The organism is Streptomyces sp. NPDC007929 (genome assembly GCF_042959065.1).
Taxonomy (GTDB): Bacteria; Actinomycetota; Actinomycetes; order Streptomycetales; family Streptomycetaceae; genus Streptomyces.
Window position 1 is genome coordinate 1 of the sequence record NZ_JBIBKD010000019.1, and the last position, 26,446, is coordinate 26,446.

Below are 26,446 nucleotides of genomic sequence, written 5' to 3' on the forward strand. Positions count from 1 at the left end.
GAACTCCTTCGGATACGGCTTGGGCACTGCAACATCCTTCCAGGCCGCTTCTCAGCGAGCCAGGTCAGGTGTCACCCAACCTTGCAGCAGTCCCACATGAGTTTCAGTGCGGCTGGGGGTGGTTATCGGTGACTGCCTTTGCCGTCTCCCGGAGGGGGATTTCTCCATGAATCTCGTCGACGCCGGTCAGGCGCTTTTGCCGCTTCTTGACGATCTTCGGTTCGGAGGAGCCGTCGCGGTCGCGGGGCACGGTTATCTCCGCCGGGCCCACGTCAGTCAGCATCGTCTTGGAGCGTGTGCCGTTGGGCGAGTTGCCGCCGTTCTTGCCGACCGCATCGTGCTTGTCATAGCCGGAGGGGCGGTGATCTCGCCCTCCAGGGCGGACTTCAGTAGTCGCTTGGTCAGTTGGGCCTGCAGCTCGCCCTCGTCGGTCAGCTGCAGGCGCTCGGCCTGGGCCCGGCTCACCAGTTCGTCGATCAACTGGTCATCCACGGCCTTCGCCGGCACTGCCTCTGCCGACTCGACAGACTATCGGTCACGTTCTCACTGGTCATCGATGCGTCTTCCATGATCGGGAGTTACACCGAAGGCGTAGGCCCGGCGGCCGCTGTATGTCCGCTGTACGGGCCGGTCTATGGCGCGTGCGTACCGTCTGCCGAAAGGAGGAGGGGAACTCATGATGCCGTCATTGAGCAAGGTCGCCGATCGGGTGCTCGAGCGTTTCGTGCCGAAGGCGTCCGCGTCGGCGGACACCAGCTGGTGGGAGTACTGCTACTGCACCGCCGACTGGCGCAAGATCTACCGCCTGTGTCACGTGGTGGGCGGACGGAGCTCGTGCGGAAAGTGCGAGAACGTCCGCTCCATCGGCTGCTGACAGAACACGAGTGCGGGGCGGGCGGCGCAGGCAGCGTCCGGGCCGTCCGCTCCCGTGCCCCACATACGAGGACTTCGTGCATGACCTACGTCGCTTTCGCATGCCGGATTCTCTTGTTCGGTGTCTTTCTGCTGGCGCTCGCCGGAAAGGTGCGCAGCAGGACCGCCTTCGCCTCGTTCGCCCGGTCGATCACTGACCTGCGGCTCTTTCCCCGGAAGGTGTCGAGGGCGGCGGCCGCCGCGGTGATCGCCGGAGAGGTCGCGGTACTTGTGCTGCTCGTGCCTCCGCGAACGGCGCCCCTGGGGCTGGCGGCCGCGGTGCTGCTGCTGCTCGCCTTCACTGCGGGCATCGTGGTGGCACTGCGTGGCGGACGCCGCGCCCCGTGCCGTTGCTTCGGGGCGTCGGCTACTGCGCTGGGACCGCTGCACGTGGTCCGCAACCTGATCCTGGCCGGAACGGGCGCGGCCGGCTTCGCGGTGATGACCGCGCTGCCCGCCGCCGGATGGCCGGCTCACGCCGGCGGCGGCGCGGTCGCGGCGGTCGCGGCGGTCGTCGCGGCCCTGCTGGTCGCCCGGCTCGACGATCTGGCCGCCCTCTTTCGCACCGGCCGGCCGGCTCCGGTCGCCGCCCGTCCACGCGCCGTCCACAAGTGAGGTTCTCTTCATGCCTTTTCTGATTGCCGCTGTCGTCCTGGTCGGTGTGCTGTGCCTGTTCGACCTGCTCCTCACCTTCGCGGTGCTGCGCCGGCTGCGCGAGCACAGTGCGGAACTCCAACGGCTGGCGGGTCGGCCCGGTTTCTCCTCGTACGACCCGGGCGTGCTGGTGGGCCACCGGCTGCCGGAGGCCGCCCGGGCATCCGGCGCTACCCTCGTGGCCTTCTTCGACGCGCAGTGCGACACCTGTCACGACCACGCGCCGAGGTTCGCCGTCCGGGCCCGCCGGTACGGGGCGCTGGCGGTGGTGTCGGGTGACGGGGCGCGCGCCGACGAGCTGGTCGCCGCGGTGGGTCCGGACGCGGCGGTGGTCCGGGGTGAGGGCGCGCACGCGGTGGCCGACGACATGGGCATCCAGGCCTTTCCCACCTTCGTCCTGGTCGACGGGGAGGGCTTTGTGGTGCAGGCGTCCACCGAGCTGGCCGAGCTGGCCGAGCCGGCCCCGGCGGCGTGAGCGTGGGGAACGGTCCGCAGGCCGGGTCCACCGGGCGGGCGGTGACGGCGGGCCCGAGGCGGGCCGTGCGGCACCTCGGGGTCGCCTGGTCGATGTGCTGGCGGGCGGGAGCGTGGCACGCACTGGCGTACTCGCTCGTCACCGTCGTCCTCGGCCTGCTGCCGACCGCCACGGCATGGCTGACGAAACTCGTCGTGGACGACCTGGCCGGCGGGCGAGCGGAACACGTGCTGGAGTTGGCGGCGGGCCTGGCCGCCGTGGGCCTCGCGGCCGGTGTGCTGCCGCATCTGAGCGGTTACCTGCAGAATGAACTGGGCCGTCGGCTGGACCGCTTGATGCAGGACCGCCTGTACGGCGCTGTCAACCGGCTGCAGGGGCTGTCCCGGTTCGAGAACCCCGGGTTCCGTAACGACCTCAGTATGGCCATGCAGGCGTCCGGGGGCGGGCTCGGCCCCGTCACCACGGGCTTGTTCGACACCGCGCGCAACGTCATCACGCTGGTGAGCCTGCTCGGGACGTTGGCGCTGCTGAGTCCGTCGATGGCCGCACTCGTCACGGTGGCTGCCGTCCCGGCGCTCCTCGCGCGGCTCTCCCTGTCCCGGCGCAGGGTCGGCATGCTCGCGGGAGTCTCCCCCGCGATTCGCCGGCAGGTCTTCTACTCGCTGCTACTCACCGACGTCCGCAGCGCGATGGAGACCCGGCTGTTCGGCCTGGGCGACTTCCTCAAGGAGCGCATGCTCACGGAGCTCGCGATCCGGCAGGAGGGCGAACAGCGGGTCGACCGCCAGGAGGCGCGGACGCAGTCCCTCCTCGCGCTGCTGTCCACGGTGGTCGCGGGACTGGGGCTGGTGTGGGCGGTGCGGGCCGCCACCACCGGGGCTCTGAGCGTGGGCGATGTGACGGCGTTCGTCGCCGCTGTGGCCGGTGCCCAGGCCGCCCTGACCGGTCTGGTGGACAACGTCGCGATGGCGCACGAGGCGCTGCTCGTGTTCGGGTACCACGACAAGGTGATGTCGCTCCCCGACGACCTGCCGTCGGGCAGCCCTTCCAGGCGGCTGCCGGCTCTGCGGCGGGGCATCGAGCTGCGTGGCGTGTGGTTCCGGTACGCCGAGGACCATCCGTGGATTCTCCGGGGGGTCGACCTGACCGTCCCGCACGGAACCGCGGTCGCCCTCGTCGGGTTGAACGGTGCGGGGAAAAGCACCCTGATCAAACTGCTCTGCCGTTTCTACGATCCGACCCAAGGGGCGATCTACTGGGACGGAGTGGACATCCGCGAGGTGTCGCCGGCCGAACTGCGGCGTCGTATGGGCGTGTTGTTCCAGGACTACATGTGTTACGACCTGACGGCGGCGGAGAACATCGGCGTCGGGGAACTCCAGGCGCTCGGCGACCGCCCGCGACTGCGCGAGGCCGCCCGGCTCGCCGATGCCGACGCCACCGTGGAGCGGCTGCCGCGTGGTTACGACACCATGCTCAGCCGCATATTCGCCGACCAGGCCGATGAGGACCCGCAGTTGGGGGTCGTGCTCTCCGGCGGCCAGTGGCAGCGGCTGGCGCTCGCCCGCACCCTGCTGCGCGACGACCGGGATCTGCTGATCCTGGACGAGCCCAGTGCCGGTCTGGACGCCCAGGCGGAGGCGGAGATCCACGCCCGGTTGCGCGGGCACCGGGCGGGGCGCACCAGCCTGCTCGTCTCCCACCGGCTCGGGGCGGTCCGCGAGGCGGACGCGATCGTCGTGCTGGAGGGCGGCCGGATCGTGGAAAGGGGAACGCACGAGCAGCTCATGGCCGGGGAGGGCGAGTACGCGCGTCTGTTCGCCATCCAGGCCGAGGGCTATCGCGCCCCGGACGCACCGGACGCATCCGAGGTCGCGGACGCCCCGGCTCGTCCGGACGTGGCGGACCGGGCCGGGCCGCCGGCGGCGGAGCCGTCGCACGCGGTCATATCGCCGATCGGCTGAGTGCCGGCTCCCTGTAGCGGACCTGGTCGCGGGCGGCGAGCTCTCGCGCGTACAGGCCCGCGAGATCAGGTATCCGGAACCCCTCGCGCGCCACCGCAGTGAGCAGCCCGACGCTCACCAGGCAGTCCAGGGCCCGCTCGGTGGCCGGCAGGGCGGCGCCGATGGCCTCGGCGGCGCGCGTCGCGCTGAAGGACGCCCCGAGGGTGCACAGCCGGCGGAACGCCCGTGCGGCGGCGCGGTGTTCGGGGTCGTGGGCCGACAGTTCCCGGTAGCTCCTGGCGTACGACGAGCGCATCGTCAGGTCGGCGACCCGTAATTCGTCGAGGGTGTGCGCCGGGTCGCGCAGCCGGGCGGCGAGTTGGGCGAGGCTTCCCTGCGGGCGGCCGGCGCAGCGGGCCCCCGCGATGCTGAGCGCGAGGGGGTTTCCGTGGCAGAGCCGTGTGATCTCCCGCGCCGCCCGGGGTTCGGCGGTGACGCGTGCGTCCCCGGCCAGCAGGGACAGCAGGTGGAGGGAGTCCGTTTCGTCCAGGGGGTCCACCGGCACATGCACCGCGTCCAGCGCGGGCAGGACGCTCCGGCTCGTGACCAGCACCGCGCACCCCGGGCCTGCGGGCAGCAGTGGAAGGACCTGGCCGCGGTGGAAGGCGTTGTCGACGACCACGAGGACGCGCCGGCCGGCGGCCAAGGACTGGTAGTGGGCCGAGACCTCGCCCAGGGCGGTCGGCACGTCCGCCCTGGGCATGCCGAGCGAGCGAAGGAAGTGGCGCAGGACGGTGACCGGGGTCAGGGGGCCGGCGCCGGGCCGCGGGCTGTCGAGATCGACGTAGAGCTGGCCGTCGGGGTAGTGGGCGGCGGCCCGGTGGGCGACGTGCAGGGCCAGCGCCGACTTCCCGCGTCCGGCCGGCCCGTGCAGCACCACGACCGGCGCCCCGGCGGTCGTCCCGTCCCGGGTGCGCAGAGCGTCCCGTACCAGGGACGTCTCGTGCGCCCGTCCGGCGAACGGCCCGGGAGCCCGGGGGAGCTGGCGCGGCACCGTACCGGTGGCCGGGTGCACGGGCCGTGCCGTCGTCAGGGTGGTGGGCTCCGAAACGGACGTCGGATCCGGTTCCCGGCGCAGCACGGCCTGTTGGGTGCGGCACAGCTCCGGCCCCGGGTCCAGGCCGAGTTCGTTGCGCAGCGTTTCGCGGGCGTCGGTGAAAGCGGCGAGCGCGCCGGCCGTGTCGCCGCTGTGGTGCAGGGCGAGCATCAGGCGGCTGCGCAGCCGTTCGCGCAGGGGATGCCGGCGCACGGCCCGGCGCAGGGTGCCGATCACGGCCGCCCCGGTACCGCGCGCGAGTTCCACGTCCGCCTGTGCCTCGATCGCGCTCAGGTACCGCTCGGTGAGGTCCGTCGCGATGCCCTCCAAGGTGGGTCCTTTGACGACGTTCTCCAGTGGCGCCCCGTGCCAGAGTGCCAGGGCGCGGCCCAGTGCACGGGTGGCCCCGGCCAGGTCGTGCCCGGCCGCCGCCTGCCGTGCCCGCTCGGCGAGGGCCTCGAAGCGGGCGATGTCGCTCTCGCCGTCGTCCGTGCGCAGCGCGTAGCCGGAGCGGGACGTGATCAGCCGGGGGTGCGTGCCGTCCGCGGCGGGCGGCAGGAGCCGGCGCAAGTGCATCACGTACGTGCGCAGATTGGGCACCGCCGACCGGGGCGGGGTGCCGCCCCAGAGCTCTTCCACGAGGGCGGGCACGGAGACGACGCTGCCCCGGTGGGCGACCAGCATCGCGAGAATGGTGCGCTGTTTGTCAGCGGCTATACGGACGGTCCGGCCACCGTCCACGATTTCCAGCGGGCCGAGGGCCCGGAACTCGACGGTCATGCTTGTGGCTGTCCCCCGGTATGTGATTTTTACAAAGCGCTGCCGCCCAGTCGTCGGACCGCTACACCCATGATCCGGTCGGCCTCGAAAAATCCCCGATGACGGGAATCAATACTGTCCGGATTGTCGCCGAGTACCACCAGTTGCCCGTCCGGGACCTCGGTGAGGTCTCCGCCTGGCGGTATTCCTTCGGGAATACGGTCCCCGGGAAGCGCGGCGGCTCGCTTGATGTTCCATGCGCGGTCGCTCAGCGGTTCGTAGTCGCCCGTCCTTCGTGGGGGCTGCAGTACGACGATGTCCCCGGTCCGCACCTGGTCGACGGTGCGGTGTTCCACCACCACCCGGTCGCCGGGCGAAAGCGTCGGCGCCATGCTGGTGCCTTCCACGGTGACCACGGTGTATCGGCCGCGTATGCGGAGCGCGGCAAGGACGGCGCCGGCCAGGCCGACGAGGCCGGCAAGGAACCCGACGCCAAACAACCAAACAGGCACAGACACCCCCCCCGTGGGTTTTGCCGGTCGGTGTGATCGTGCCCGCCCGCCGTATTGCCTGTCAATGTATTTCCCCTTGTCCCCGCAGGAAACCCGGGGACGGCGTCGCACCCTGTTCACCCCCCTTTACAATTCGTGTGGAAGTTGGGTGTCTATGGGTGTATCGGGCGGTTCGCTGGACACGGTTTGCGGACCGGTCTCTTCCGCTCGCTGTATCCGAACTGTACGAAGCGCCGTATCTGCCGTTGCTACGGTCGAATCTGCTTCTTTCCGGCAGTGCGTACTCGAAAGGAAACGGCAGTGATGGGATTCATGGGGACGTTGGGCGACAAGATTCTGGGCAGGCTCGTGCCCAGGGCCGTGGCCCAGGCGGACACCACCTTCCAGAAGATCTGCTACTGCAGCCAGCGCAACAGCTTCTACTACCGGCACACCTGCCATGTGGTCGGTGGCCACACCGCCTGCGGCACCTGCTACCTCAGCTCGCCCTGCCGGCCATCAGCCTGACGGTGACACGGCGACGGGGCCGCGGACACGCCGTCCGCGGCCCCATCAGCGCACTGCTGGCCCGGAGGGCGCTCAGCGGTCGCCCCGCACCCGCCACCAGGTGACAGCAGCAGCGGCCCTGCACTCCAGGACCCGCATCGAGACACCCGCCCGGTCCTCACGCCCGATGGCCGCAAACAGCTCGACCTTCCACCTCTGCAGCACGACCAGCACCCTTCACCAGAAGCATCCCGATGCCGCCCCGGCAAAAACCGCAGCACTGTCAAAACTCGTAACCATCACCGGCCATGGATCGGGAAACCTCCCCAAACCCGCGAACAACTACTGTCGCGCACCGTGAACAAAGCCACCCCGCTGCCGGCACCGGCCGAGCCGTACCTCTCGCAGCCGAGACGGCCAGTGATCTCAACCCTGCCGAAACACCCGGACGTGACAAGGGTGGCTTCGCCTTCAGTCTTGATTCAGTGCGAACCGGTGAGCAGAAGCGAGAAACGGCAAGCGCTCTTGCAGGTGACGACATGGCCCGTGGTAACGGGGGTGAGCCTCCAGTGATAGCCGAAGAACCGCACAACAGAACAGAGTGGCGCCCACCAGTCCGCTGATATAGAACGCTCAAATCACAGGGGCGGGGACGACCTCCGACCGGACCGCTACGGCCATTGATTGTGCCGGTGGGAAGTAGCAACGAGTGACGGTGAGGTCCGCAAACACTTGAAGGGGCCCGGCCACGGACACCGCCCGTGGTTCCGGCAAGAACGGGCGGCCCGCACGATCGTGCGGGCCGCCCGTTCCGAGGGGATCAGTGTGCCGAGATGAACTCGTGCACGACGCGGTTGAACTCCTCGGCGTGTTCCATCTGCGCCCAGTGGCCGCAGTTGTTGATGAGGTACAGCCGGGAAGACGGAATCATCACCATCAACCGCAACGCATTCTCAAAGTGGACGGCCTGGGCCCGCAGGGCGGCGAGGGTGGCCAGGGCGATACCGGTCACGAGTCCGGTGACAAGGAGCGTGATAGGCAGCCAGCCGGGCAGGGCGATCAAGGGGGTGTCGCCTCCGGAGGCTGCAGGGCGCCATGACCGAGCACGTAGGCGAGCCCAAAACTGACGTAAGCCACGCGGTTGTCGACCCCGCGGGCAGCACGCGCTTGAGGCGTCGGGAGGTCCGGGGCTATGGGCGGCGGTGCGGTGGTGGCACTGGTCACGGGGCGTCCTTTCGAAGTCAGGAAGAGCGGGTACGGGCCCATGCGGGTTCGTGATGGGGCGGGTTGTGGCGGGGGTGCCGGTCTTTGAACCGGCACCCCCCGGCCGTGGCCGCGCCCCGGGTGGGTACGGCCACGGACTGCGTCAGGGCTGGAGACCGTCCAGGGCGTCGTCGGCTATCCAGAACCGCAGATGCCCGCGGTAACCCCACGGGGCAGGTGCACGGCGGCGACCCCGTCGAGCCCGGACGCGTCCAGGACCAGGAGCTGTGAGGCGTCCTGTTTGAGGTCGGAGACGACCGTCAGGAGGTAGCCGTCGTCCTCGCTGGCCGCGCCCGCCGCAGCGACGAAGACGGCCCCGCTGGGCAGCCGCGCGTCACCCGGCCGTACTTGACCACGCCGTACCCGCCGAAGCCCTCCTGGTCGGGGAAAGACACCGCGTACTGGTAGCGGCGCCCGGCGCCCGGCGCCCGGCGCCCAGGAAGTTCTCGTTGAGCGTGGGAAACTCCACCGCGAAGTCGTCGATGGTCTGCTCGTCGCCGCACCTGCGCCATCTGCTCCGGGTGATCGATCACTGCCAGCACCCGCATTAAGCCCGACACAGGCTACCCGTCCTCCCTCACATCTCCCGCCTGACACTGCCCAACAGCACCAGCGGACACAAGCCGCGCCACCCCCGACCCGCGCAGATGGCCACAAACCCCCCAACCCGTGGCCGGATCGCCGGCCAGTTCCACAGATTCGGGCAGGACACCGGATCCGGCCGCGTCCAGCACACCGTCGACGCCCCGCGGAGCGAGCGTTCGCACCTGCCTCGACAAGGGCCGGCGGTGACAGGGCGTGCCCAGCATGTCTCCACCTGGGCGTGGTGCTCGGGATTGCCTGCGGCTCCGTGGACGAGCAGCGTCGCTCCGGGGGGCGAGGGAGAGGTGTGCAAGCGTCCGACGCGCCGCCTCACTCACCGTCACCAACGCGGCGGCAGACTCGGAACTCACGCCTGCCGGCTTGAGCGCCGCCGCTCGCAGTGCGACGTGCTCGGGGTATCCCCCGGTTGCAGTGGGCCGAAGACCTCGTTCGGTTCGCCGAACTCTCGTAGGTGATAGCGACGTTGAGGTCGCGCTCCGCTTCGCTAGCGACCTCAACTACTCGACCACGATTATCATACACTCTGTATGTTACGTGGCTTCGCCCGTGCGGTCGCATGCACGCGAGCAGCAGGCACGACTCACCCCCTACGGCAGTAACCGCCTACAGAACTGGGACCCGCGCGCCATGAACCGAGCCGAAAGACCTGATCGTGCCCCAGGCCCTCGTTCCGGCCCCTTGACTCCAGGAATCACACCGGCACGCATGCAGTCACTGGTGGTCCAAGGGGAACTGGCGCCGCTGGTCCCTCTTCGCGTCACAAGCGCAACGGCTGTCCTGGACGATCACAGCGTTGTGCGCCTGGACGACGGCGACACCGACCCCGGTGTGGGTGCGGCCCTGGCGATGGTGGGCCTGACCCTGCTGCGAAGGGTCAGCGCATCACCCGCGGGGGCGGGTCCCGTCATCGTCCTGGTCGACGGCTTCTTGCACCATGACCAGCACAACGCGGAGCTCTTTCTCGCCCTGGGCGGCTGGATCGACGAGCAGCGCCTGCTGACCACGGCGGTGTCGCAATCCGTGGCGCTGCGCGGCGGAATCAGCTCCGCGCCGGAGGCTCACGCCGCCGCCATCCCCGCCGCGTGCCCGGCCGGACTGCGCGTGCTGTCCGAGATCCTCCTGACGGGACGCGTTCCGCAGCATCTCATCGACGGAGCGTGCCACGATCCCGGACTCGTGGGCCATCTGGTGCGCAGAGCACGCGACAGTGCCTGGGGCCTGCCCGCGGAGTTGTCCGTGCCGGCCACCCCAGCCCCCTACGGCGCACTGGTGACGGCCCGTCTGAAGCAGCTGGCCCCGCACGCTCGGCTGCTGACTCAGGCCCTGGCCGTGCACGGCGCGGAGGTACTTCTGGCGCAGCTGGCCCGATTGCTCGGAGCCGGCCAGCCGGTTGCTGACATCCTCGCACCCGCTGTGGACGCCAGGCTCGTACGCTGGGCTGGCGGAGGATCGGGGGCCTCCTTGGCGCAGGAGACCATCCGGGCCGCGGTACTGGAGTCCATGGACGTGGCGGTGCGCAACCGGCTGCGACACTGGGCAGCGAACTGCACCACAGGGACCACTTCGCTGCTCCACCGGGCAGCAGCGGCGGACCGGCCCGATCCGGCAACGGCGCACGCACTCGAGGCCGCTGCCCAGGACAGCCTGCAGGCCGGGCAGGAAGCGCGCGCCGCACAGCTGGTGAGACTGGCGGCCCAGCTGTCACCAGCCGGCATCGACCACGACCGAAGACTCCTCACGAGTGTGGAGATCGGTTTGCGCGCGGTCCCCACCCCGGAACCCCATATGATGCGCGGCGCGCTGAACGAGGCCGGAGGCGCACGGGTCGGGTTGCTGCACGCCCGCTTGGCATACGCGGAAGGGCGGCTGGAGGCGTCCAGGGATCATCTGGTCCGTGTGCTGGCCGAACTGAAAGCTGATCAGGACGACGAGCACCACACCCTGGTCGCGTGTGCCGTATGGCTCGTAGAGACCGCTTGGGCGCTGCAGGACCAGGATGCACTCGGCCGCGCGGTCGACGCGATCGAGCACTGCCATGAGCCGAGCCATCGATGCCAGGACACCGCAGCCCTGGCGAGGGCACTGCGCTCGGTCGCGGCCCACGGTGTGCGGGCAGGCCTGGACGCCCTGTCTTTCCTCCCTGCCGATCCGACACAGGTGAGTCCGAGGCTCGCGGCCTGTCTGCAGGTACGCGGGTGGCTCCGACTCGAGAACTGTCAACCGGACGCGGCGGAGGCCGACACTCTGTCGGCGCTGCGCCTGTCCACCCAGGCGGGGGCCCAGACGTTCGCACCCGAGGCGGCAGTGGCCGTCCTTGCGCAGGCCCACAGCATGCGCGGCGCATGGGACGACGCGGAGGCCTGTGCCCGGCTCGCGGTGGACCTGGCGAGCCCGCGCTGGCGTGAACTGTGCCGCAGCACCCACCGGTTGGTTCTCTCGGCGAGAGGATTGCCGGCCAGCCCCGTCTGGCTCGGGACTCAGCCGCACAACAGCATCAGCTCGTGTCCCCTGACACGTGCTACAACAGCACACGCCTCCGTCATCCGGGCTCTCGAAAGCACAACAGACGTCGGTCCGGAACCGGATGCACTGCGGGCGGCCGAGGAGTCCGCCCTGTCATATCGCATGCCCTGGCGGCTCTTCGAGCACGTCAGGGCGCACTGCCACGCGGGCTCCGTGACCCAGGCCAGGAGACTGCTCCCCGGGCTGGCGCCGTTCATGAACGAAACGCCGACGGCATGGACGTACCTGCTCGGCCAGTGGGCGCACGCACTGGTCGCTTCGGCGGACCGGCAACACGAAAACGCCGCACGGTACTTCGGCCGGGCTGAGACCGCCGCTTCGCAGTCGGCCCGGTCACGAGCCTGGCACCGCGCCCTGCTCGGCTTGGACCATGCCCGGTTCCTGGCCTCCGCAGGCCGCTGGTCCAAGGCCGTGACCTTGTTGCGGAACGCGCAAAGCGCCTTTGAACGCCTCGATGCCCGGCCCCTGGCCGAAGCGTGCGGACGGGAGCTCGTGCGGGCACAGTTCAGCTGCGCTCTGGGCGATGAGGCACTGCCAGTGGAGAATCACCTCACACGCAGAGAGGTGGAAGTCGCCTCCCTTGCGGCGCGCGGGCTGACCAACAAGGAGATCGGGCAGACGCTGTTTCTGTCGCCCAGAGGTGTCAGGTACCACCTGGGCAACATCTACAGCAAGCTCGGCGTGTCCAATCGCTACGAACTGCGTACGACCTGGGCTCTCGTGATGGAGGGCCAGAACTGACGGCCGTCCTCGCCCCACCCGCTACCACGGGTAACTGGCGTATACGGCCAGGACGTCGCCCGGGCGGCCACTGCCATGGTTGCCGCAGAGGCTCAGGAGCCAACTCCGGCCTCACACAGGGACGCTGATGCTCACCTCCCCGTCTGTTCGGCTCCTTGTGCCCTGCTCAATCACGATTCGACGACCGAGAGGACGACATGAGTCGACGCTATGCAAGAGCGGTGCGAGCGGCAGCATTGGCCCTGGCAGCCGCCACCTCCATGGTGGCGGTCCAAGCCGGCACGGCCAGCGCGACCAGCCCCGGCTGGGAAGGCACTGGGCGCCCCGACGTCATTGGGGATTGCAACCGCACCAACTCCTACCGGGAAGGGGTTTCGCCCGGCAGCGACGGCTGCATCTTCCACGCGGTCTCACGGCAGGAGGAGTACGGCTCCTGGAGACGGGCCAGTGACGTCGTGGAGAACTGCGACGGAGACTCCGTCATGGACAAGGCCGTGACGAGAATGCACCAGGTGAATTCCTCGTTCACCTACGGGACGACTCACACGCTCAGCGTGGGCTTGGACGTACCCCTGCTCAAGGGGCTCCAGCTGGGCCTCAAGTACGACATCTCCTTCAACGAGAGCACCACGTACGGCACTGCCGACACCGCCATGGAGTCCACGACCCTGAAGGTACCGGCCGGCAATGTCGGGTGGGTGGAGTTCAGGCCGCGTCAGATGCGGACGCTGGGCTGGCTGGAGGCGCGGTACGGAAAGCCCGTCGGGCCATCCGGAGACCAGCACTACTTCTGGTATTACCCGTACCAGGGCTCCACGGATCTTCAGGCGGTGACGCCCATCATCCGTGACGGCATGGCGGACGGAAGCTGGCGCCCCGTCTACAAGCCGTGCACCTACACCGTCCAGGGCAGGGGAAGCGGGCTCAACATGGATGTCAGGGAAGCATCCAAGGACAACGGAGCCGCCGTTCAGATCTACCCCGCCACAGGTGGTGACAACCAGCGATGGAGCATGCACCCGAACGGGAACGGCACCTACGCCATCAGCTCCATGAACAGCGGCAAGTGCCTGGATGTCGCCGACGGCAAGCAGTCCGACGGCGCGGCCGTGGTGCAGTGGCAGTGCAACGGCGGAACCAATCAGGCCTGGCGGCTGAGCAACCTTCCCAGTGGCGCCAAGAAGATCACCAGTGTGCTCAACAACAAGTGCCTGGAGGTCTACGGCGCCTCGACACAAGCCACCAGCCGCGTCAGCATGTGGTCCTGCAACGGCGGTGACAACCAGGCCTGGGACCTGACGATGAACAACACCCACTGACCGATACCGCTTGCCGACGGCGTCGGGGCTGGGCCGGCCTAGCCGGCCCAGCCCACAGCCACGACAGGCTCCCCGCCCCTGACGCATGACCGAGGACCTCTGCTCCGGGTCTCCTCGATCTCCAAGCTCCAGCCCTACGGCAAGGTTGGCCTCCACTCCCCCGCGCCGAACAGCCCATCCGCAGCACTCCACCGGTGCGGATGGGCTGTTCGGCGCGCAGGGGCACCAAGGGCTCGCCAAAGGTCAGCACGTCTCGGCGGCCGCCGTCACCGAGACGGTGGCAGCCTCACGCGCCCTGCGGGACGGTGAAGGGCTCCCCGGCATCGGCAGCCGACCTGACGTCCTGGGCCGTCAGCACCGTGACGGCGCCGAGCGATCGCCGCGCTCACGCGTCAACTGGCCGTGGACTGCGGGCGCTACGGCATCTCACTCACCACAGTTTCGCCCGGCTGGATGCGCAGCGCGTGGGCGAGGAAGATCTGTGGCAGCCGCAGCAGAGCAGCCCGCTTCGTCTACTGGCCACGGGTTCGGCGAGCCTGCTGCGTGATACCCACTGCCACCCCTGTAGAAGCCCGGCCTGCCCGCGCTCCGGTGCAGGCAGCTGGGCCGGCGCGGTGTGTGGAGGCCGCGGCCAGCAGGTGGTGGAGCTGGGTGCTGAGACCCCGCAAGGCTCGGTTGACGGCTCCGACGTCAGGATCGTGGCGATCCCGAAGTGCGCGAGTCCGTCCAGGTGACCCGCTCACCGAGGCTCATTGCTCCTGCCGCCGGGGCGGGCACTCCTGCCCCACGGGTAGGGGGCATATCATTTAGTCGAAGCGGCTGGTAGGGAGGATCCTTCCCGGCGACCCATGGCGATTCCAGGAGGGCGATCGGTGGACCCGCGTATCGGACGGACCCGCGCCAGCGTTCTGCAGCACGCCAGGGAGCTGCTCGCCGCTGAGGGCCCCGACGCCGTCACGTACTCGGAACTCTCGGCGCGCTCCCAGGTCACCCGACAGACCCTCTACCGGCACTGGCCCACGCGTGAACGTCTCTTCCTGGACATCGTTCTGGAGGGCCCGGCGCTGCCCTACCCAGACGGCACGGGGTCCCCGGAGCAGATCATCACGGAGTTCCTGCTCAGCTTCCGAGCTGGCATGCAGGTGCAGGCCACCGCCTCCGCCCTGCTGATGCTCGTCGCCCAGGCCGATTACGACCCACCCAGTCACGAAGCGCTCAGCCAGATCGTTGCCAACCGGCTGGAGGCTCTCAACACACTGTTGCGGCCCACCGGAGTGCTTGTCACGCCCGAACAGTTCGCGCAGCTGTGCGGTCCGGTTCTCTATCAGCGATTCTTCGCCCGGACCGCCCCCAGTGACGACTTCATCCGCGACCTCGTCCGCACCCACTTCGCTGTCCGCACATAAGCTGTCCGGACGTCCTCCGCGTCCCCGGACCAGGTGTTGGTCCGGGGCGCAGACATGACCGGGTGATCGTGGCTCCCGGCAAGCCCCCTGCCGCCCCGGATCTCACGAGAGAGTCGGAATGACCCCGACTCGTCCCCTACGACGGTTCGTGGGCAGCAGTCCCGTGTCAGGGGGTCCGGACCCAGAACTCGATCGACTCCTTGGGGACCGTGATGGTGAGGTCAGGGCCGGTCTTCTGGCCGAGGTGCTGGTTGGTGGTCGAGGGGCCGAAGCGATAGCCCTGGAAAGAGGCTGCCGTCTGGCAGTCGATGGTGTAGGTGAAGTCGGAGGATGTGCGATTGGTGACGGCGAACACGGGCTTTCCGGCGGGCGTCTTCCAGGCCATGATCCGGTGGTTCTCGTAGGCCGTCTCCTCGTCGACGACGTAGCGGGCGGAGTCCCACGGCATGTAGCGCAGGAAGCCTGCGACGGCGTTCCAGTTCTGGGGGTTCCACGTCCAATGCCCTTCCGCCAGATCAGGGAAGTTGCCAGGCTCGGTGTAGCCGGGTGGTCTCCAGTAGCCGAGTGAGTACCCGGAAGCCTCGGAGTTTCCGATGGGCTTCAGAGCGTGGAGCCAGTACCAGGTCGGGGAATTCTGGAAGGTCATCCAGTTCATGATCGACTGTGCTGTGTTGATGCACTTCCAGTTGGACGTAGGCACCTGGTACTCGAACTCGTTGCTGTACACAGGAAGACCCAAGGCGCCGGAGTGGTAGTCCTGGTGCATCGAGTCGTTGCTGTCAGAACCGATCCGGTGGTACGTCCAGGCTTTGACATACTTCATCGCCTCGGGGTCGTTGCGCAGCGCCGTCCCGAAAGCCCCGGACCAGCCATCCCAGCTGTCCGCGTGGATCTCAACGTCTGGGTAGGCGAGGGCGATCTTTTTTGCGATCGTCCTGAAGGCCTTCGCATACTCTGCGGGGCTGTATTTGCAGCAGGAGTAGGCAACATGGCCCATTTCAGGCTCGTTCTGCAACCCCCAGGCGGAGATCGGGACGCCGAAGGAACTGAGATAGTCCAGGTCGTCCACCATCGCGTCTCCCAGCGCCTCCAGGTCGGCGGTGGCGAACGACTTGAGGGTCCCGCCGATGTAGGCGTTGTTGCTCTTCCACGCCGGTGCCGGGGACCAGTACTCCGCGGCGACACCCTCGATGCCCGCCTGGCTGATCATGTCGGCCAGCAACGCGGTCTGGCCGTCGTAACGGCCCTTCAAACGGGTGTTGTTGTCTCGCAAGCCCCGGTAGTAGAGACCCAAGGCGAGACGGCAGTAGCGGAACCCGCGGTCGCTGCGGCCACCCTTGAGCATCTGCTGGTAGAAGCGCGTGCGCTCAGCGGGAGTCAGGTCGTAGGGGACACCCGAGATCGCTTCGGGCAGTCCGTTGTTCCCCGACCCTATGGAGTCGGACTGGATCTCGAACCCCAGACCGCGGATGGTCTGCTGCTTGGGCTGGTCGTAGCGGATGACGTACCCGCCCTCAGCGGCGGCCGCCGGTGTCGGCTTGAGCACGGGCATCAGCAGCGCGCCGGCTGTGGTGGCAGCTGCGCCGCGCAGGACGGTTCTGCGGTGCAAGTGGTGTGGCTCGGACGGTGACATGACCTGCCTCCTCGTGGCACATGATCGGTATCGAGGCCCCGGGTGCAGATGACTGGAAAGCGCCTGGGCGACCATCGACGCGGGTAAGTTATTCGATATACGAAATCTTGCCAAGGGGTAGCGCGCTCGAGTCCACCGACTCGGGGCCGGAGGCTGGGGCCCGGGGCAGGGCAGCCCGAAGAGCGCGATTCAGGAATCCGCTTGGGCCTGCTGAAAATCTCCTCGGCGATCACCTTGCGGCCATCGCCTTGGCCACCACGTCTCACGCCCTCGTCACCAATGCCCGCGGAGCGGCCGCGTTCCCGGTCGTCCCTCCAGGTCAAGGGCAGATAGCAGGCGCCGGTCGCTCGGGGGCGTGCGCGGCTCGCGCGGGGCCCCTCGGCGAGCCAGATATGCCCGTGCCTGGCTCACCGGCGACAGTCGCCCGCAGCGCCGGTTCGAGCACGGGAGACCGCATGGCTGCCTCATCACGCATGGCAGGCCTCACCACTTGTGCGGGCACGAATCTTCACACTCACCCCTTGGCGACCTTTCGTATATCGAATATCTTGGCTGGATCCAGTGGTTCAAAGCCCACTGTTCAGCCTCGGCACTCCCGGGACGACGACCCAGCTACACACCGGAGGTAGGGCATGTCACCGTCCGAGCCACACCACGTCCACCGCAGAACCCTCCTGCGCGGCGCAGCCTTCACCGCAGCGGGCGCCGCAGTGACGCCCCTGCTCAGGGCCACCCCGGCCGCGGCTGCCTCGACGTCGGGCGAGTACGTCATCCGCTTCGACCAGGGCCCGAAGCAGACCATCCTCGGCCTGGGCTTCGAGATCCAGTCCGACTCCATAGGCTCGGGGAACAACGGACTGCCCGAGAATGTGTCGGGGGTCCCCTACGACCTGACGCCCAGCGAGCGCACCCGCTTCTACCAGGAGATGCTCAAGGGCGGGCGAAGTGATCGCGGATTCCGCTACTGCCGCCTCGCCATGGGCCTGTACTACCGAGGGCTGTCGGACGACAAGAAGCGCCTGAAGGGCCGCTACCCCGGTCAGACCGCGCTTCTGGCTGACATGATCAGCCAGGCCGGCATCGAGGGCATCTCCGCGGAGTACTGGTCGCCGGCAACGTACTGGAAGACCACCGGCGCGTTCGTCGGCGGAACCCTCACTGCGTTCGACGACGTCAAACTGAACGCCCTCGGCGACGCCATGGTGGCCGACCTGACGTACCTGACCTCGTACGGCGTGCCGATTTCGGCCTGGGGACTGCAGAACGAGCCGAACTACGGCGACCGGATGTACTCCTGCTGCTACTACGAGCCTCAGAACTACCTGAAGGCCTTCAAGAGGATCGCCCCGAAGATCCGTGCAAACTTTCCCCACGTCCAGATCCACGCCGACAGCCTGGACGGCGCGATAGGACTACGGGGGCAACTCCTGCGCGCCGACCCGGAGGCATTGAAGTACGTGGATGCCTGGACATATCACCGCATCGGGTCCAACAGTGAAGACGCCAGGACATCCGATTACTACAGCCTCGCCGGCAAGTCCAGTTATGCCGACGCCAACGACAGTCAAAAGGACCAAAACGGCAACCGCCTCGTGTACAACAACGAGTTCGAGTACCTCGTCGCGGGCCCCTCCTCGGACAAGCCTCCCGCCTACAAGTGCGTCAACACCGCGCAGTCGATCATGAACTGGATGACGTTCCAGAACGCCCGCACCTGGTATTGGCTTCACGCCCTCAAGCCGATCGCGAACAGTGAAGCCACCGGCTACGCCCTGGGCTACTGGAGGCCGCCGTCGGACACCGACTTCAGCCGGTTCCCCGACCTGCAGGCCGGTCACTGGACGTGGAACCCGCAGAACTGGAACGGTGTTGCCGGCTTCGTGCGCTACATGCCCTGGGACTCGGTCCGGTACGGCGTCGACGAGGCCGCCGTCTCTCCGGACCACCGGATCATGGCCTGGAAGACCCCCGGGGGCAAGCCCGTCTTCGCCCTCACCAACCGCTCCGCGGACACCCCGTACACGTACACCATCGACTCCCAGACGGCGGCGACCTTCCAGGGCTACCGCTTCGGTCTCACGACAACCAACGAGCACCTGGGCGCCAAGGCCGGGCCCACCCTAACCATCACGGTGCCCCCGTCTTCGATCGAGTTCTGGATCCGCAACTACTGACGCCGCGGCGGCTCTTGCGGGTTCACTCGGCAGAGCACCGGTGCGCTCCACCAAGAGAGCAGCGTCGCCTTGCAGCAGGGCGAGGCCCGGCCATGGCTCACCGCCAGGCCCGGGTCCCGCCCTGACTCACGCGTTCCCGGCTGCGGGTTGAGCTGTGAAGCATCCCGTTCAACGCCCTGGAGGCGTCGTGGGTCGCGGGTCGCCGACCCTCGAGTCCGGCATCAGGCAGCATGTTGGGCAGGAACAGCCACAGTTGGGCACGGAAGAAGGGGGCCGGCCGCCGGGTGGTGCCCGGCGGCCGGCCCCCTTCTCCACTCTTGCTCAGGGGACGTCTTCAGTGCGGAGTGCGTGCGGGCACGTGTTCCGTGTCCGCCGTGAGCGTCAGACGGCACCAGGTCGTGGTGCCTGCGTCGCTCACACCCCAGGCGCTACTGAGGGCGTCCACCAGAAAGAGTCCCCGGCCGCTCTCCTCCAGGGGCCCGACCCTGCGCAGCACCGCCGGGGAGCTCGTCGTGTCCTTGACCTGGATGGTCACGGACTCAGGAGCGACGAGCAGGCGGATGCTCACGTCACCGGAACTTGCGTGGCGCAGCGCGTTGCTGGTCAGTTCCGTGAGCACCAGTTCGACGTCGTCCGTCAGCGGGGCTGTGGCCTGGGACCGCAGTGTCAGCCGGGCCAGGCGGCGAAGTCGGCGGGGCCAGGCGTCCTGGCTGTGCGGCCTTCGGCCGCCGCTGGTGGGCGTGCAGGAGATACACACCTCCCACCCGGTCCGGAGCACGGAGGGGGAAGGAATGACGGCGGTGGTGGTACCGGCTGCCGCAGGTGTCATGGCCTTCATGTCCAGACCTCCCGCAGGGGTTGGGGCTGGAACCGGTCGCGGGGCGGCCGGAGTGGGGATGGGGTGCCGGTGCGGCCCGTCGGGGCCAACGGCTTGTGGCCTCAGTGCGTGCGCGACGCCCGGCAGCGGGGCTTTCAGGGGATCAGGATGATCTTTCCTTCGGCGCGACGTTCCTCGATGGCGAGATGGGCCTCGCCGACCTGCGCCAGGGGCAGGACACGCCAGATGGGCAGGACCAGCTCTCCTGCCGCCATCCGCTCGGCGAGCTGGGGCAGGCAGTCGTACATCCGGTCCTGCGGGGTCATGCCCGTGAACCGGACGCCCAGTTCCCGGGCACGGGGGTCGGCGAGGGTGACCACCTTGGCGGGGTCGCCGGTCAGTTCGACCGACTCGGGCAGGACACCTGCCCCGGCGGCGTCGAGTACACCGTCCACGCCGCGGGGGGCGAGTGCGCGTACCTGTGCCACCAGGTCGGTACCGGCGGTCACGGCCTGCGCGCCGTGGGCCTTGACCTGGTCCAGATGCTCGGCGAGGGCAGATCCGATCACGTTGATGCCGCGCCCGCGCGCCAGCTGAACGGCAAGTGAGCCAACGTTGCCCGCGGCTCCATGGACCAGCAGGGTCGCTCCCTCGGCAAGGTCAAGGTGGGCGAGTGCTCGCCATGCCGCCTCGCCGACGGTCACCAGGGCGGCGGCCAGTTCAAAACTCACCTCCGCCGGCTTGGGGGCGGCGACGCGCATGATCGCGTGCTCGGCATATGCCCCGGTGGCGGTGGGGCCGAACACCTCGTCGCCGATATTGAGGTGGTCGACTCCCTCGCCGAGGGCGTCGACCACCCCGGCGGCGTCCATTCCCGGAGTCACCGGGAATTCGGCGGGGAACACCTTGGCCAGGTCGCCGTTGCGCAGCTTGACATCCATAGGGTTCACGCTCGCGGCCCGTACCTGGATGCGGACCTGGCCCGGGCCGGGGACCGGGGGGTGGGTGTCGGTGAACTGCAGAACATCAGGTCCGCCGAACTTCTCGTAGGTGATGGCAACGCTCATGCCGGTCTCCGCCTCTGTCCAAAGTCGTTGACTACTTCAACGCAAGCTATCATACACTTTGTGTGTTAGATGCTTCAGTGTGAGGCATACGAGCGGGAGGGCCTCCGCTCCATCACGCGGCCGGGTCGCCGTATCCGGCCCGGCCGCCGCCATCCGTGAAGGCAACACGCTCAGACGACAGCCGCAAGACCGGGGATGTGCGCCATGACCCACATCAGGAGACGAGACCGCGAGCCCGGCGATCCCGGCAGACCGCTGCCGCAGACCCTCGCGCCGACGGGCATCCCGCCTGTGACGGTTCAGGACACTCCGGAGCCAGCGCCCCCCTCACGTCACGCGCGCGGTGGCCGCCGTGCTGGAAGATCGCGGCGTCGTCAGCCTGGACGGCGATACCGATCCGGTGAGCGGGTGCGGCACTTGCCTGCATGGCCGTCCAGGCCATCGACGCTTGACCGGCGCCGGAACCACCGGCCCGCTCCGGCGCCCAGAAGGAACCGGCCCCAACCCCTGGCCAAACGTACCGTATATCGAATACTTTCCCGTCTGTTCTGATCCCGACTTCAAGGCGCCCTTGCAATGACGACCGTCGTAGTGACCGAAGACTCCCGGCCCCTGCCGCACCGCCCCACCGACCGGCGCACCATAGTGGCGAGCACCCTCGGCACCGTCATGGAGTGGTACGACTTCAATCTGTACGGCCTCGCCTCGGCCCTGGTGTTCGGCCCGTTCTTCTTCGGCTCGTCCGGCACTGCCGCAACCCTCGCCTCGTTCGCCACCTTCGCGGTGGGCTTCGCCGCGCGGCCGATCGGCGGCCTCATCTTCGGTCATCTGGGCGACCGCGTCGGCCGCAAGCACGTACTGCTGATGACGATGCTCGGTATGGGCGCGGCCACGACACTGATCGGTGTCCTGCCCACCTACGAGACAGCAGGCATCTGGGCGCCGCTCCTGCTGGTCGTCCTGAGGGTGTGCCAGGGCATCGCGGTGGGCGGCGAGTTCGCCGGCGCCACGCTGCTGACGGTGGAGGGCGCCCCGGCCGGCCGGCGAGGCCTGTTCGGCGCGATTCCGGCGATGGGCACCGGCGCGGGATTCGTCCTGGCCGCCGGCGTGTTCGGTCTGGTCTCCATGCTGCCCGACCAGGCCTTCGAGTCCTGGGGTTGGCGCGCGCCGTTCCTGGCCGGCGCGGTCCTGACGCTGCTGGGCCTGCTGGTACGCCATGGCATCAGCGAGACACCCGTCTTCGCCGAACTGGAGGAGGCCGGTGCCCGGGAACGGCACCCGTTGCTGGCGACCGTCCGGCGGCAGCCGGTCGCCGTTCTGCGGGTTCTGGGCATCACTGTCTCCGGCTTCGTGTGGGGCTACCTGATCCAGGCGTTCGGCCTGGCCTACGCCACCGACACGCTGGGCATCGAGAAGTCCACCATGCTCTGGGCCATCACCATGGCATCGGCGCTGGAGATCGCGGCGATCCCGTTCTGGGGCTGGCTGAGCGATCGGATCGGCCGACGCGCCATGGTGGGGGTAGGCCTGTTCTGCACGGTGATGTACGTCTTCCCGTTCTTCGCGCTGCTCGAGACCAGAAGCACTCCCCTGATCGTCCTTGCGATGGTGCTCGCCATCCCGGTGTGCAAGGACATGGTCTTCGGTCCCCAGGCCGCCCTGGTGGCGGAGCTCTTCGATCCCCGGATCCGCTACAGCGGCGTCAGCGTGGGCCGCGAGTTCGGCGGTGCGATCTTCGGAGGAACAGCGCCCTTCATCGGTGCCGCACTGCACGCAGCCAGTGGCTCCATCACCCCGGTGGCGCTCTACGTCGTCGCAAGCTGTCTGCTCACCGCGATCGCCGTGTACGCCGGCCGGGAGACCGCCTACGACCAGGAGGCGTACGGCTGAGCCAATCGCCCCGGCACCTGCGGCAGGACTGTGAAATGGCCCTATGGGACCTCCGGCCTCCGAATCCGGCATGACTTCTCCCCCACACCGGGTCCGGAGGCATCGGCGGACCGCCGGGCTGACGAAACCGAGCGGATCAGCTCGCGCTGCCCGCGGCATGGGCGGACGGGTTGTCCTTGGGAAAACCCTTGGCGCCCCGGCTTGCTCCTCTGATGGGCTGACGTCCTGCCGTGAGTCTGCTGTGTGACGGAGGTAGTGGTTGTGACGGAATATGACGTGCTTGCCGAGGTGTACGAATGGCTCATCTCGGATGCAAAGTTGCCTCCAGCCGAGTTTGCCGCGTCGTTCGACGACGTCCTCAGTCTCTTGCCGTCGAACGCTCACGTCCTCGACTGTTCGTGCGGAACCGGACAGTTGGCGGTCGGCCTCGCCGGTCGTGGCATGCAGGTTGTCGCAACTGACGCCAGCGATGCGATGGTTCGCCGGACTGCAGAGTTGTCTGAGGAGTTCGGGGCCTCCGTCCGGGCCGTGCGGGCGAACTGGGAAGAGTTGCCCGACCATTTCGAGGACGACACGTTCGACATGGTGTTCTGCGTCGGCAACTCGCTTCACCATGCCGCGGGCGCGACAGGCAGGGGTGCTGCTCTGGAGTCGATGTCACGGCTTCTGCGGCCCGGCGGGCGCTTGGTGCTCACATCCCGCACCTGGGAGCTCGTGAGGGCCAGAGGTTCTCGGCTGGACATCCGGGACCGACTCGTCCGCCGGAACGGTCGCGATGCCGTCGTGGTCTACCGCTGGGAGATTGCGCCGCATTGGGAGGATGAGCACCACATCGAGATTGCGATCGCCCAGGTTGATGCGACTGGGCTGGTTCTTGTCCGCTCGGAGCTGCTGTCCTGCTGGCCGTACCGGTACGAGGAGCTCGAAGTCGAGCTGGACCGGGCCGGACTCCGGACGGAAGTGAGCACGTTCGATCTCGAGGCCGAGAACTACATGGTGGTCGCGAGCAAGGCATAGACACCGGGCTCTCAGTCTCTGGCAGGACCGCGCGGTTGCTCGCAGGACGCCCCGCCGGGGGCCCTCGCGTTACGGGGGGAACCGGCTGGTCCGCTGCCTCCCTCGCCGGTCAGCGCGGCAGGAGGTAGTGCCCCGATCGGGTCCGCCTTCCAGGTGCTTCGCGCGGGCCCACTCGCTCTCTCACCGCCGTGAGCATACTGCCCGGCTTGCTGGGCGCGCGGCGTCTCACACCTCGTACAGGGCTTCCACATCAGCCCGGAAAAGCTCCTCGATCTCCGCGCGGTGGGGCTCCAAGGAGCTGGTCACCAGCCCATGCCCAGCCGTGAACTGCCGGGTCAGCAGCCGGAAGGTGCGGATAGCTGACTGCGGCGGCACCTTCTTGTTGGCGGCGAGAACGGCGCGGTTGATCTCGGACTGCAGTGCGGAGTCGTCGGGCATGCGGCGTACGGGCACCTGCGGACGGCCGGAGACGTGCAGCCAGTGGGCGACGGCCTCATGGTCGAGTGTGATCAGGGCTGCGGCATGCGGCCTCCCCCGGCCGACGACGACGCAGTGGACGACGAGCGGGTGGGAACGTATCTCCTCCTCCAGCGGCAGGGGGACGACGCGGTTCCCGCCCGCGGTGACGAAGGTGTCGCCATGTCGACCGACGATCGTCAGGTGGCCGTCGGCATCGAGCCGGCCCAGGTCGCCGGTGGCGAGCCAGTCGCCGGGTGCCGGGACTGCGTGACCGTGGCCGCCGAGATAGCCCGCGAAGTTCTGCGCGCCGTGCACCCAGATCTGTTCGTCGTCGTCAATGTAGAGGGAGTTGCCGGGCAGAGGGCGTCCGGCCGTACCGTGCCGGAGACGGTCCGGTGGCCCCAGCGTGACGGGGCCACCGGCTTCGGTCAGGCCGTAGCTCTCGTGAACGTCGATGCCGGCGCCGGACATGAACAGGCCCAGGCGTCGGCGCACACCGGAACCGCAGAGGATCACATGCCGCAGTCGGCCGCCCAGAGAGCTGCGGAAAGCGGAGTAGACACCGTGCTCGAACAGGTCGTGCTGCACGCCGAACCCGGCGCCGCGACGGGCGCGCGTCCGTCGCTCATTCAGCTCCGCGTGCTGCACCGCCACGTCGACCGCCAGTCCGAACGAGCCGACCCGCCCGCTGATTTCCGCCGTCTCACGGAATGCGGCGACCAGCCCTTCCACGGCACGGGGGCCGGCCAGCAGTACTCCCGGACGTACGATTCCGAGGGTGTCCACGAGTTGGGGGGCCGAGCAGGGCGGCTGGTAGGCGAGCGGGACCCCGCCGGACACCGCGGCGATCTGTGTCACGCGGGCAGTGAGATGCTCAAGGGGGGCGTGCAGCAGGATCCCCGTACTGTTCGCAGGGCCTTTCCGCAGCACGGCCGCGTAGACGTGCAGGAGGTTGCCGGCCGAGGTCATGAGGCTGCCGTGACTGAGGAGGCAGCCCTTCGGTCTGCCCGTGGTCCCCGCGGTGTGCACCACCGTCGCCGGCGAGTCAGGCATGACGGACCGCCGACGGCGATGGACCTCGTCATCGTCGATCCCGCGGCCCGCCTCGGCCAGGTCGCGCATCGCGGCGGTGTCCAGTTGCCACAGGTCGCGCAGTCCACGAAGCCTGCTCGTCAACGGGCCCACCGTCATGGCCTGTCCGACGTCCTCCACGACGCAGCCACGCGCCCCGGACCGGCCCAGTATCCACTCGACCTGCGCGGTGGAGGCACCGTAGGGCACCGGCACGGGCAGCGCCCCGATCGACCACAGGGCGAAGTCGAGGACGGTCCATTCGTAGCGTGGGCGCGACATCACGCCGACACGGTCACCGAGTCCCACTCCCGCGGCCAGGAACCCCTTGGCGAGCGACAGAACGTCCTGCCGAAAGCGGCCGGCGTCCACATCGCGCAGGCCCCCGCCCTCCTGTGCCTGGACGGCGACCCGCCCCCGGCGATCCCCGGCGCGGTCGAACACCAGGTCCGCGAGCCCGCCGGCCCTCGGCGGAACGAATGCCGCGGGAGTGGTGACCTCACGCAGCCCGGAGCCGTTCACTTGTCCTCCTGGAGAATTTGCCGCCGCAGGGCTACAACGCGCGCGGGTCGCCGCCAGGCCGCAGCCGACAGGCGGAGAGCCGTCTGGAGACAGGGTCCGGCGCGCGAGGACCCTTTCAGGCCTTGACCGCGGACTGGAACCCCCCGCCACGAATAGGATTTAGTATACCTTGCGATTCGCGCCTCTCCACGGCCTGCGCCCTTCAAGCACGTCCGGTGTAGGGGGCGGATACGGTTCAGGCGCCCCGCAATTCATGAGGGGTGTACTGCGGTGCGGCCAAGCGGCCGGATCCGCGGACGCCGTCGCCCGGCGGTGGGCCCGGCTCGGTCCTGCGGCGCGCTCCGCGGTGCCCCCGCCCTGCGGAGAGGACCAGGCCGGGCGGAGCGCACTGCTTGCCGCAGGTTCAGTTGTCCTCGGAGACCTCGTGGCGGGCCTGGGAGGCGGTGTGCTCGCGCGCTGCCCGGGCTGCGCCGTCCGCGTCACCGGCGCGCAAGGCATCGATGATCGCTTCGTGTTCCTCGACGACCGACCGCCAGTTCGCCGTGTCGATAGGGGCGACGATGCGGTAGCGGCGGATGGTGAGCAAGAGCTGGTCAGTCAGCTCGCCCAGGATGCGGTAACCGCTCGCTTCGGCCAGGAGCTGGTGGAAGCGGGAGTTGAGCTCCGGCAGTTCACTCATGGCGTTCCTGCCGAGAGCCTCACGCATCGCGTCCTGGACGCGGTCGAGGCCGGCGAGCAGCGTGTCGTCGGTGTTCTGCGCGGCCAGCCGGCCGACGAGTTCCTCGATCGCGCCCCGGGCCAGGAAGACACCCCGCATCTCCTTGGTGTCGACCTCGGCGACTGCCACACCGGAGTGGACGCGGGAGGTGAGCAGTCCTTCGGACTCAAGGCGCTTGACTGCTTCCCGGACCGGGATTTTGCTCACTCCGAAGGTGCGGGCGAGCTCGTCCATGTTGATCCGTTCGCCGGGGCGCAGCTGCCCGTCGGCGATGGCCGCGTGCAGGCTCTCGTAGACGAGGTCGGCCTTGCTCTTCACCGTAGGGAGTCGCCCTGCCCAGCTGTTCTGCGTCACCGCATCATCGTATGCGATATATAGCAGCGAGT

Annotated in this window: 21 protein-coding genes and 1 pseudogene; 11 read left to right on the top strand and 11 right to left on the bottom strand. The window is 68.6% G+C overall.

All coding sequences use genetic code 11. The features are described 5' to 3' along the window. Positions 1-157 precede the first annotated feature (157 nt). Positions 158-554: pseudogene (locus ACFZDE_RS37595) on the bottom strand (transposase); the annotation flags it as partial. A 122-nt stretch (positions 555-676) separates the two neighbouring features. Here ACFZDE_RS37595 and ACFZDE_RS37600 point away from each other — a divergent pair. From ACFZDE_RS37600 to ACFZDE_RS37615, 4 genes are all read left to right on the top strand, one after another. Next, positions 677-874, top strand: coding sequence for a hypothetical protein (locus ACFZDE_RS37600; protein WP_391006656.1), 198 nt, complete (start codon positions 677-679; stop codon positions 872-874). An 80-nt stretch (positions 875-954) separates the two neighbouring features. Then, positions 955-1,527: a MauE/DoxX family redox-associated membrane protein gene (locus ACFZDE_RS37605; RefSeq protein ID WP_391212866.1), complete on the top strand. Its 573-nt coding sequence runs from the start codon at positions 955-957 to the stop codon at positions 1,525-1,527. Positions 1,528-1,537: 10 nt separating this feature from the next. Further along, positions 1,538-2,041, top strand: a complete 504-nt coding sequence (locus ACFZDE_RS37610) for a TlpA family protein disulfide reductase (RefSeq protein WP_391212873.1) — start codon at positions 1,538-1,540, stop codon at positions 2,039-2,041. A 2-nt stretch (positions 2,042-2,043) separates the two neighbouring features. Then, a complete protein-coding gene (locus ACFZDE_RS37615; protein WP_391212885.1) occupies positions 2,044-4,005 on the top strand; it encodes an ATP-binding cassette domain-containing protein in 1,962 nt (653 codons plus the stop codon). Here ACFZDE_RS37615 and ACFZDE_RS37620 read toward each other — a convergent pair. Then, positions 3,986-5,860: a BTAD domain-containing putative transcriptional regulator gene (locus ACFZDE_RS37620; protein ID WP_391212892.1), complete on the bottom strand. Its 1,875-nt coding sequence runs from the start codon at positions 5,858-5,860 to the stop codon at positions 3,986-3,988. The two genes, ACFZDE_RS37615 and ACFZDE_RS37620, sit on opposite strands and share 20 nt — an antisense overlap. 29 nt (positions 5,861-5,889) lie before the next feature. Beyond that, positions 5,890-6,471, bottom strand: a complete 582-nt coding sequence (locus tag ACFZDE_RS37625; RefSeq protein ID WP_391212899.1) for a S26 family signal peptidase — start codon at positions 6,469-6,471, stop codon at positions 5,890-5,892. A gap of 183 nt (positions 6,472-6,654) precedes the next feature. Here ACFZDE_RS37625 and ACFZDE_RS37630 point away from each other — a divergent pair, with 183 nt between their 5' ends. Continuing rightward, positions 6,655-6,858 (top strand): hypothetical protein, encoded by a 204-nt coding sequence (locus ACFZDE_RS37630; protein WP_391212905.1) that lies wholly within the window; start codon positions 6,655-6,657, stop codon positions 6,856-6,858. Positions 6,859-6,930: 72 nt separating this feature from the next. Here the strand turns inward: ACFZDE_RS37630 and ACFZDE_RS37635 are convergent, their stop codons facing one another. The 3 genes from ACFZDE_RS37635 to ACFZDE_RS37645 form a co-directional block, all read right to left on the bottom strand. Beyond that, complete coding sequence (locus tag ACFZDE_RS37635; RefSeq protein ID WP_391212911.1) at positions 6,931-7,062, bottom strand: hypothetical protein; 132 nt, start codon at positions 7,060-7,062, stop codon at positions 6,931-6,933. A gap of 595 nt (positions 7,063-7,657) precedes the next feature. Further along, on the bottom strand, positions 7,658-7,900 hold the full coding sequence (locus tag ACFZDE_RS37640; protein ID WP_391212923.1) for an alpha/beta fold hydrolase: 243 nt from the start codon (positions 7,898-7,900) through the stop codon (positions 7,658-7,660). 335 nt (positions 7,901-8,235) lie between these two features. Beyond that, positions 8,236-8,697 (bottom strand): carotenoid oxygenase family protein, encoded by a 462-nt coding sequence (locus tag ACFZDE_RS37645; RefSeq protein WP_391212931.1) that lies wholly within the window; start codon positions 8,695-8,697, stop codon positions 8,236-8,238. 801 nt (positions 8,698-9,498) lie between these two features. On the opposite strand from ACFZDE_RS37645, the gene ACFZDE_RS37650 reads away from it, so the two are divergent. The 3 genes from ACFZDE_RS37650 to ACFZDE_RS37660 all read left to right on the top strand — a co-directional run bounded on the left by ACFZDE_RS37650 (position 9,499) and on the right by ACFZDE_RS37660 (position 14,692). After that, positions 9,499-11,967: a LuxR C-terminal-related transcriptional regulator gene (locus tag ACFZDE_RS37650; RefSeq protein WP_391212943.1), complete on the top strand. Its 2,469-nt coding sequence runs from the start codon at positions 9,499-9,501 to the stop codon at positions 11,965-11,967. A 221-nt stretch (positions 11,968-12,188) separates the two neighbouring features. Beyond that, a complete protein-coding gene (locus ACFZDE_RS37655; RefSeq protein WP_391212953.1) occupies positions 12,189-13,286 on the top strand; it encodes an RICIN domain-containing protein in 1,098 nt (365 codons plus the stop codon). Positions 13,287-14,158: 872 nt separating this feature from the next. Further along, complete coding sequence (locus tag ACFZDE_RS37660) at positions 14,159-14,692, top strand: TetR/AcrR family transcriptional regulator (protein WP_329324642.1); 534 nt, start codon at positions 14,159-14,161, stop codon at positions 14,690-14,692. 166 nt (positions 14,693-14,858) lie between these two features. On the opposite strand, the gene ACFZDE_RS37665 is transcribed toward ACFZDE_RS37660, so the two are convergent. Continuing rightward, a complete protein-coding gene (locus ACFZDE_RS37665) occupies positions 14,859-16,325 on the bottom strand; it encodes a hypothetical protein (protein WP_391212969.1) in 1,467 nt (488 codons plus the stop codon). Between the two features lie 632 nt (positions 16,326-16,957). On the opposite strand from ACFZDE_RS37665, the gene ACFZDE_RS37670 reads away from it, so the two are divergent. After that, entirely contained in the window at positions 16,958-18,499 is a 1,542-nt protein-coding gene (locus ACFZDE_RS37670) for a hypothetical protein (RefSeq protein ID WP_391212974.1), read from the top strand. Between the two features lie 334 nt (positions 18,500-18,833). Here ACFZDE_RS37670 and ACFZDE_RS37675 read toward each other — a convergent pair whose 3' ends face one another. Further along, positions 18,834-19,337, bottom strand: a complete 504-nt coding sequence (locus ACFZDE_RS37675; RefSeq protein ID WP_391212984.1) for an ATP-binding protein — start codon at positions 19,335-19,337, stop codon at positions 18,834-18,836. Positions 19,338-19,471: 134 nt separating this feature from the next. Continuing rightward, positions 19,472-20,383, bottom strand: a complete 912-nt coding sequence (locus tag ACFZDE_RS37680) for an alcohol dehydrogenase catalytic domain-containing protein (protein WP_391212993.1) — start codon at positions 20,381-20,383, stop codon at positions 19,472-19,474. Positions 20,384-20,959: 576 nt separating this feature from the next. Between ACFZDE_RS37680 and ACFZDE_RS37685 the strand changes: the two genes are divergently transcribed. Together ACFZDE_RS37685 and ACFZDE_RS37690 are read left to right on the top strand one after the other, a co-directional pair. Beyond that, positions 20,960-22,273 carry an MFS transporter gene (locus tag ACFZDE_RS37685; RefSeq protein WP_391213003.1) on the top strand — a complete coding sequence of 438 codons (1,314 nt, stop codon included), beginning with the start codon at positions 20,960-20,962 and terminating at the stop codon, positions 22,271-22,273. A gap of 261 nt (positions 22,274-22,534) precedes the next feature. Continuing rightward, on the top strand, positions 22,535-23,290 hold the full coding sequence (locus ACFZDE_RS37690; RefSeq protein WP_391213305.1) for a methyltransferase domain-containing protein: 756 nt from the start codon (positions 22,535-22,537) through the stop codon (positions 23,288-23,290). 225 nt (positions 23,291-23,515) lie between these two features. Here ACFZDE_RS37690 and ACFZDE_RS37695 read toward each other — a convergent pair whose 3' ends face one another. Together ACFZDE_RS37695 and ACFZDE_RS37700 are read right to left on the bottom strand one after the other, a co-directional pair. Further along, the gene (locus ACFZDE_RS37695; RefSeq protein WP_391213008.1) at positions 23,516-25,342 is read right to left on the bottom strand and encodes an AMP-binding protein; all 1,827 of its coding nucleotides are present in this window, start codon (positions 25,340-25,342) and stop codon (positions 23,516-23,518) included. Positions 25,343-25,745: 403 nt separating this feature from the next. After that, positions 25,746-26,414 carry an FCD domain-containing protein gene (locus tag ACFZDE_RS37700; RefSeq protein ID WP_391213018.1) on the bottom strand — a complete coding sequence of 223 codons (669 nt, stop codon included), beginning with the start codon at positions 26,412-26,414 and terminating at the stop codon, positions 25,746-25,748. Between the last annotated feature and the right edge of the window lie 32 nt (positions 26,415-26,446).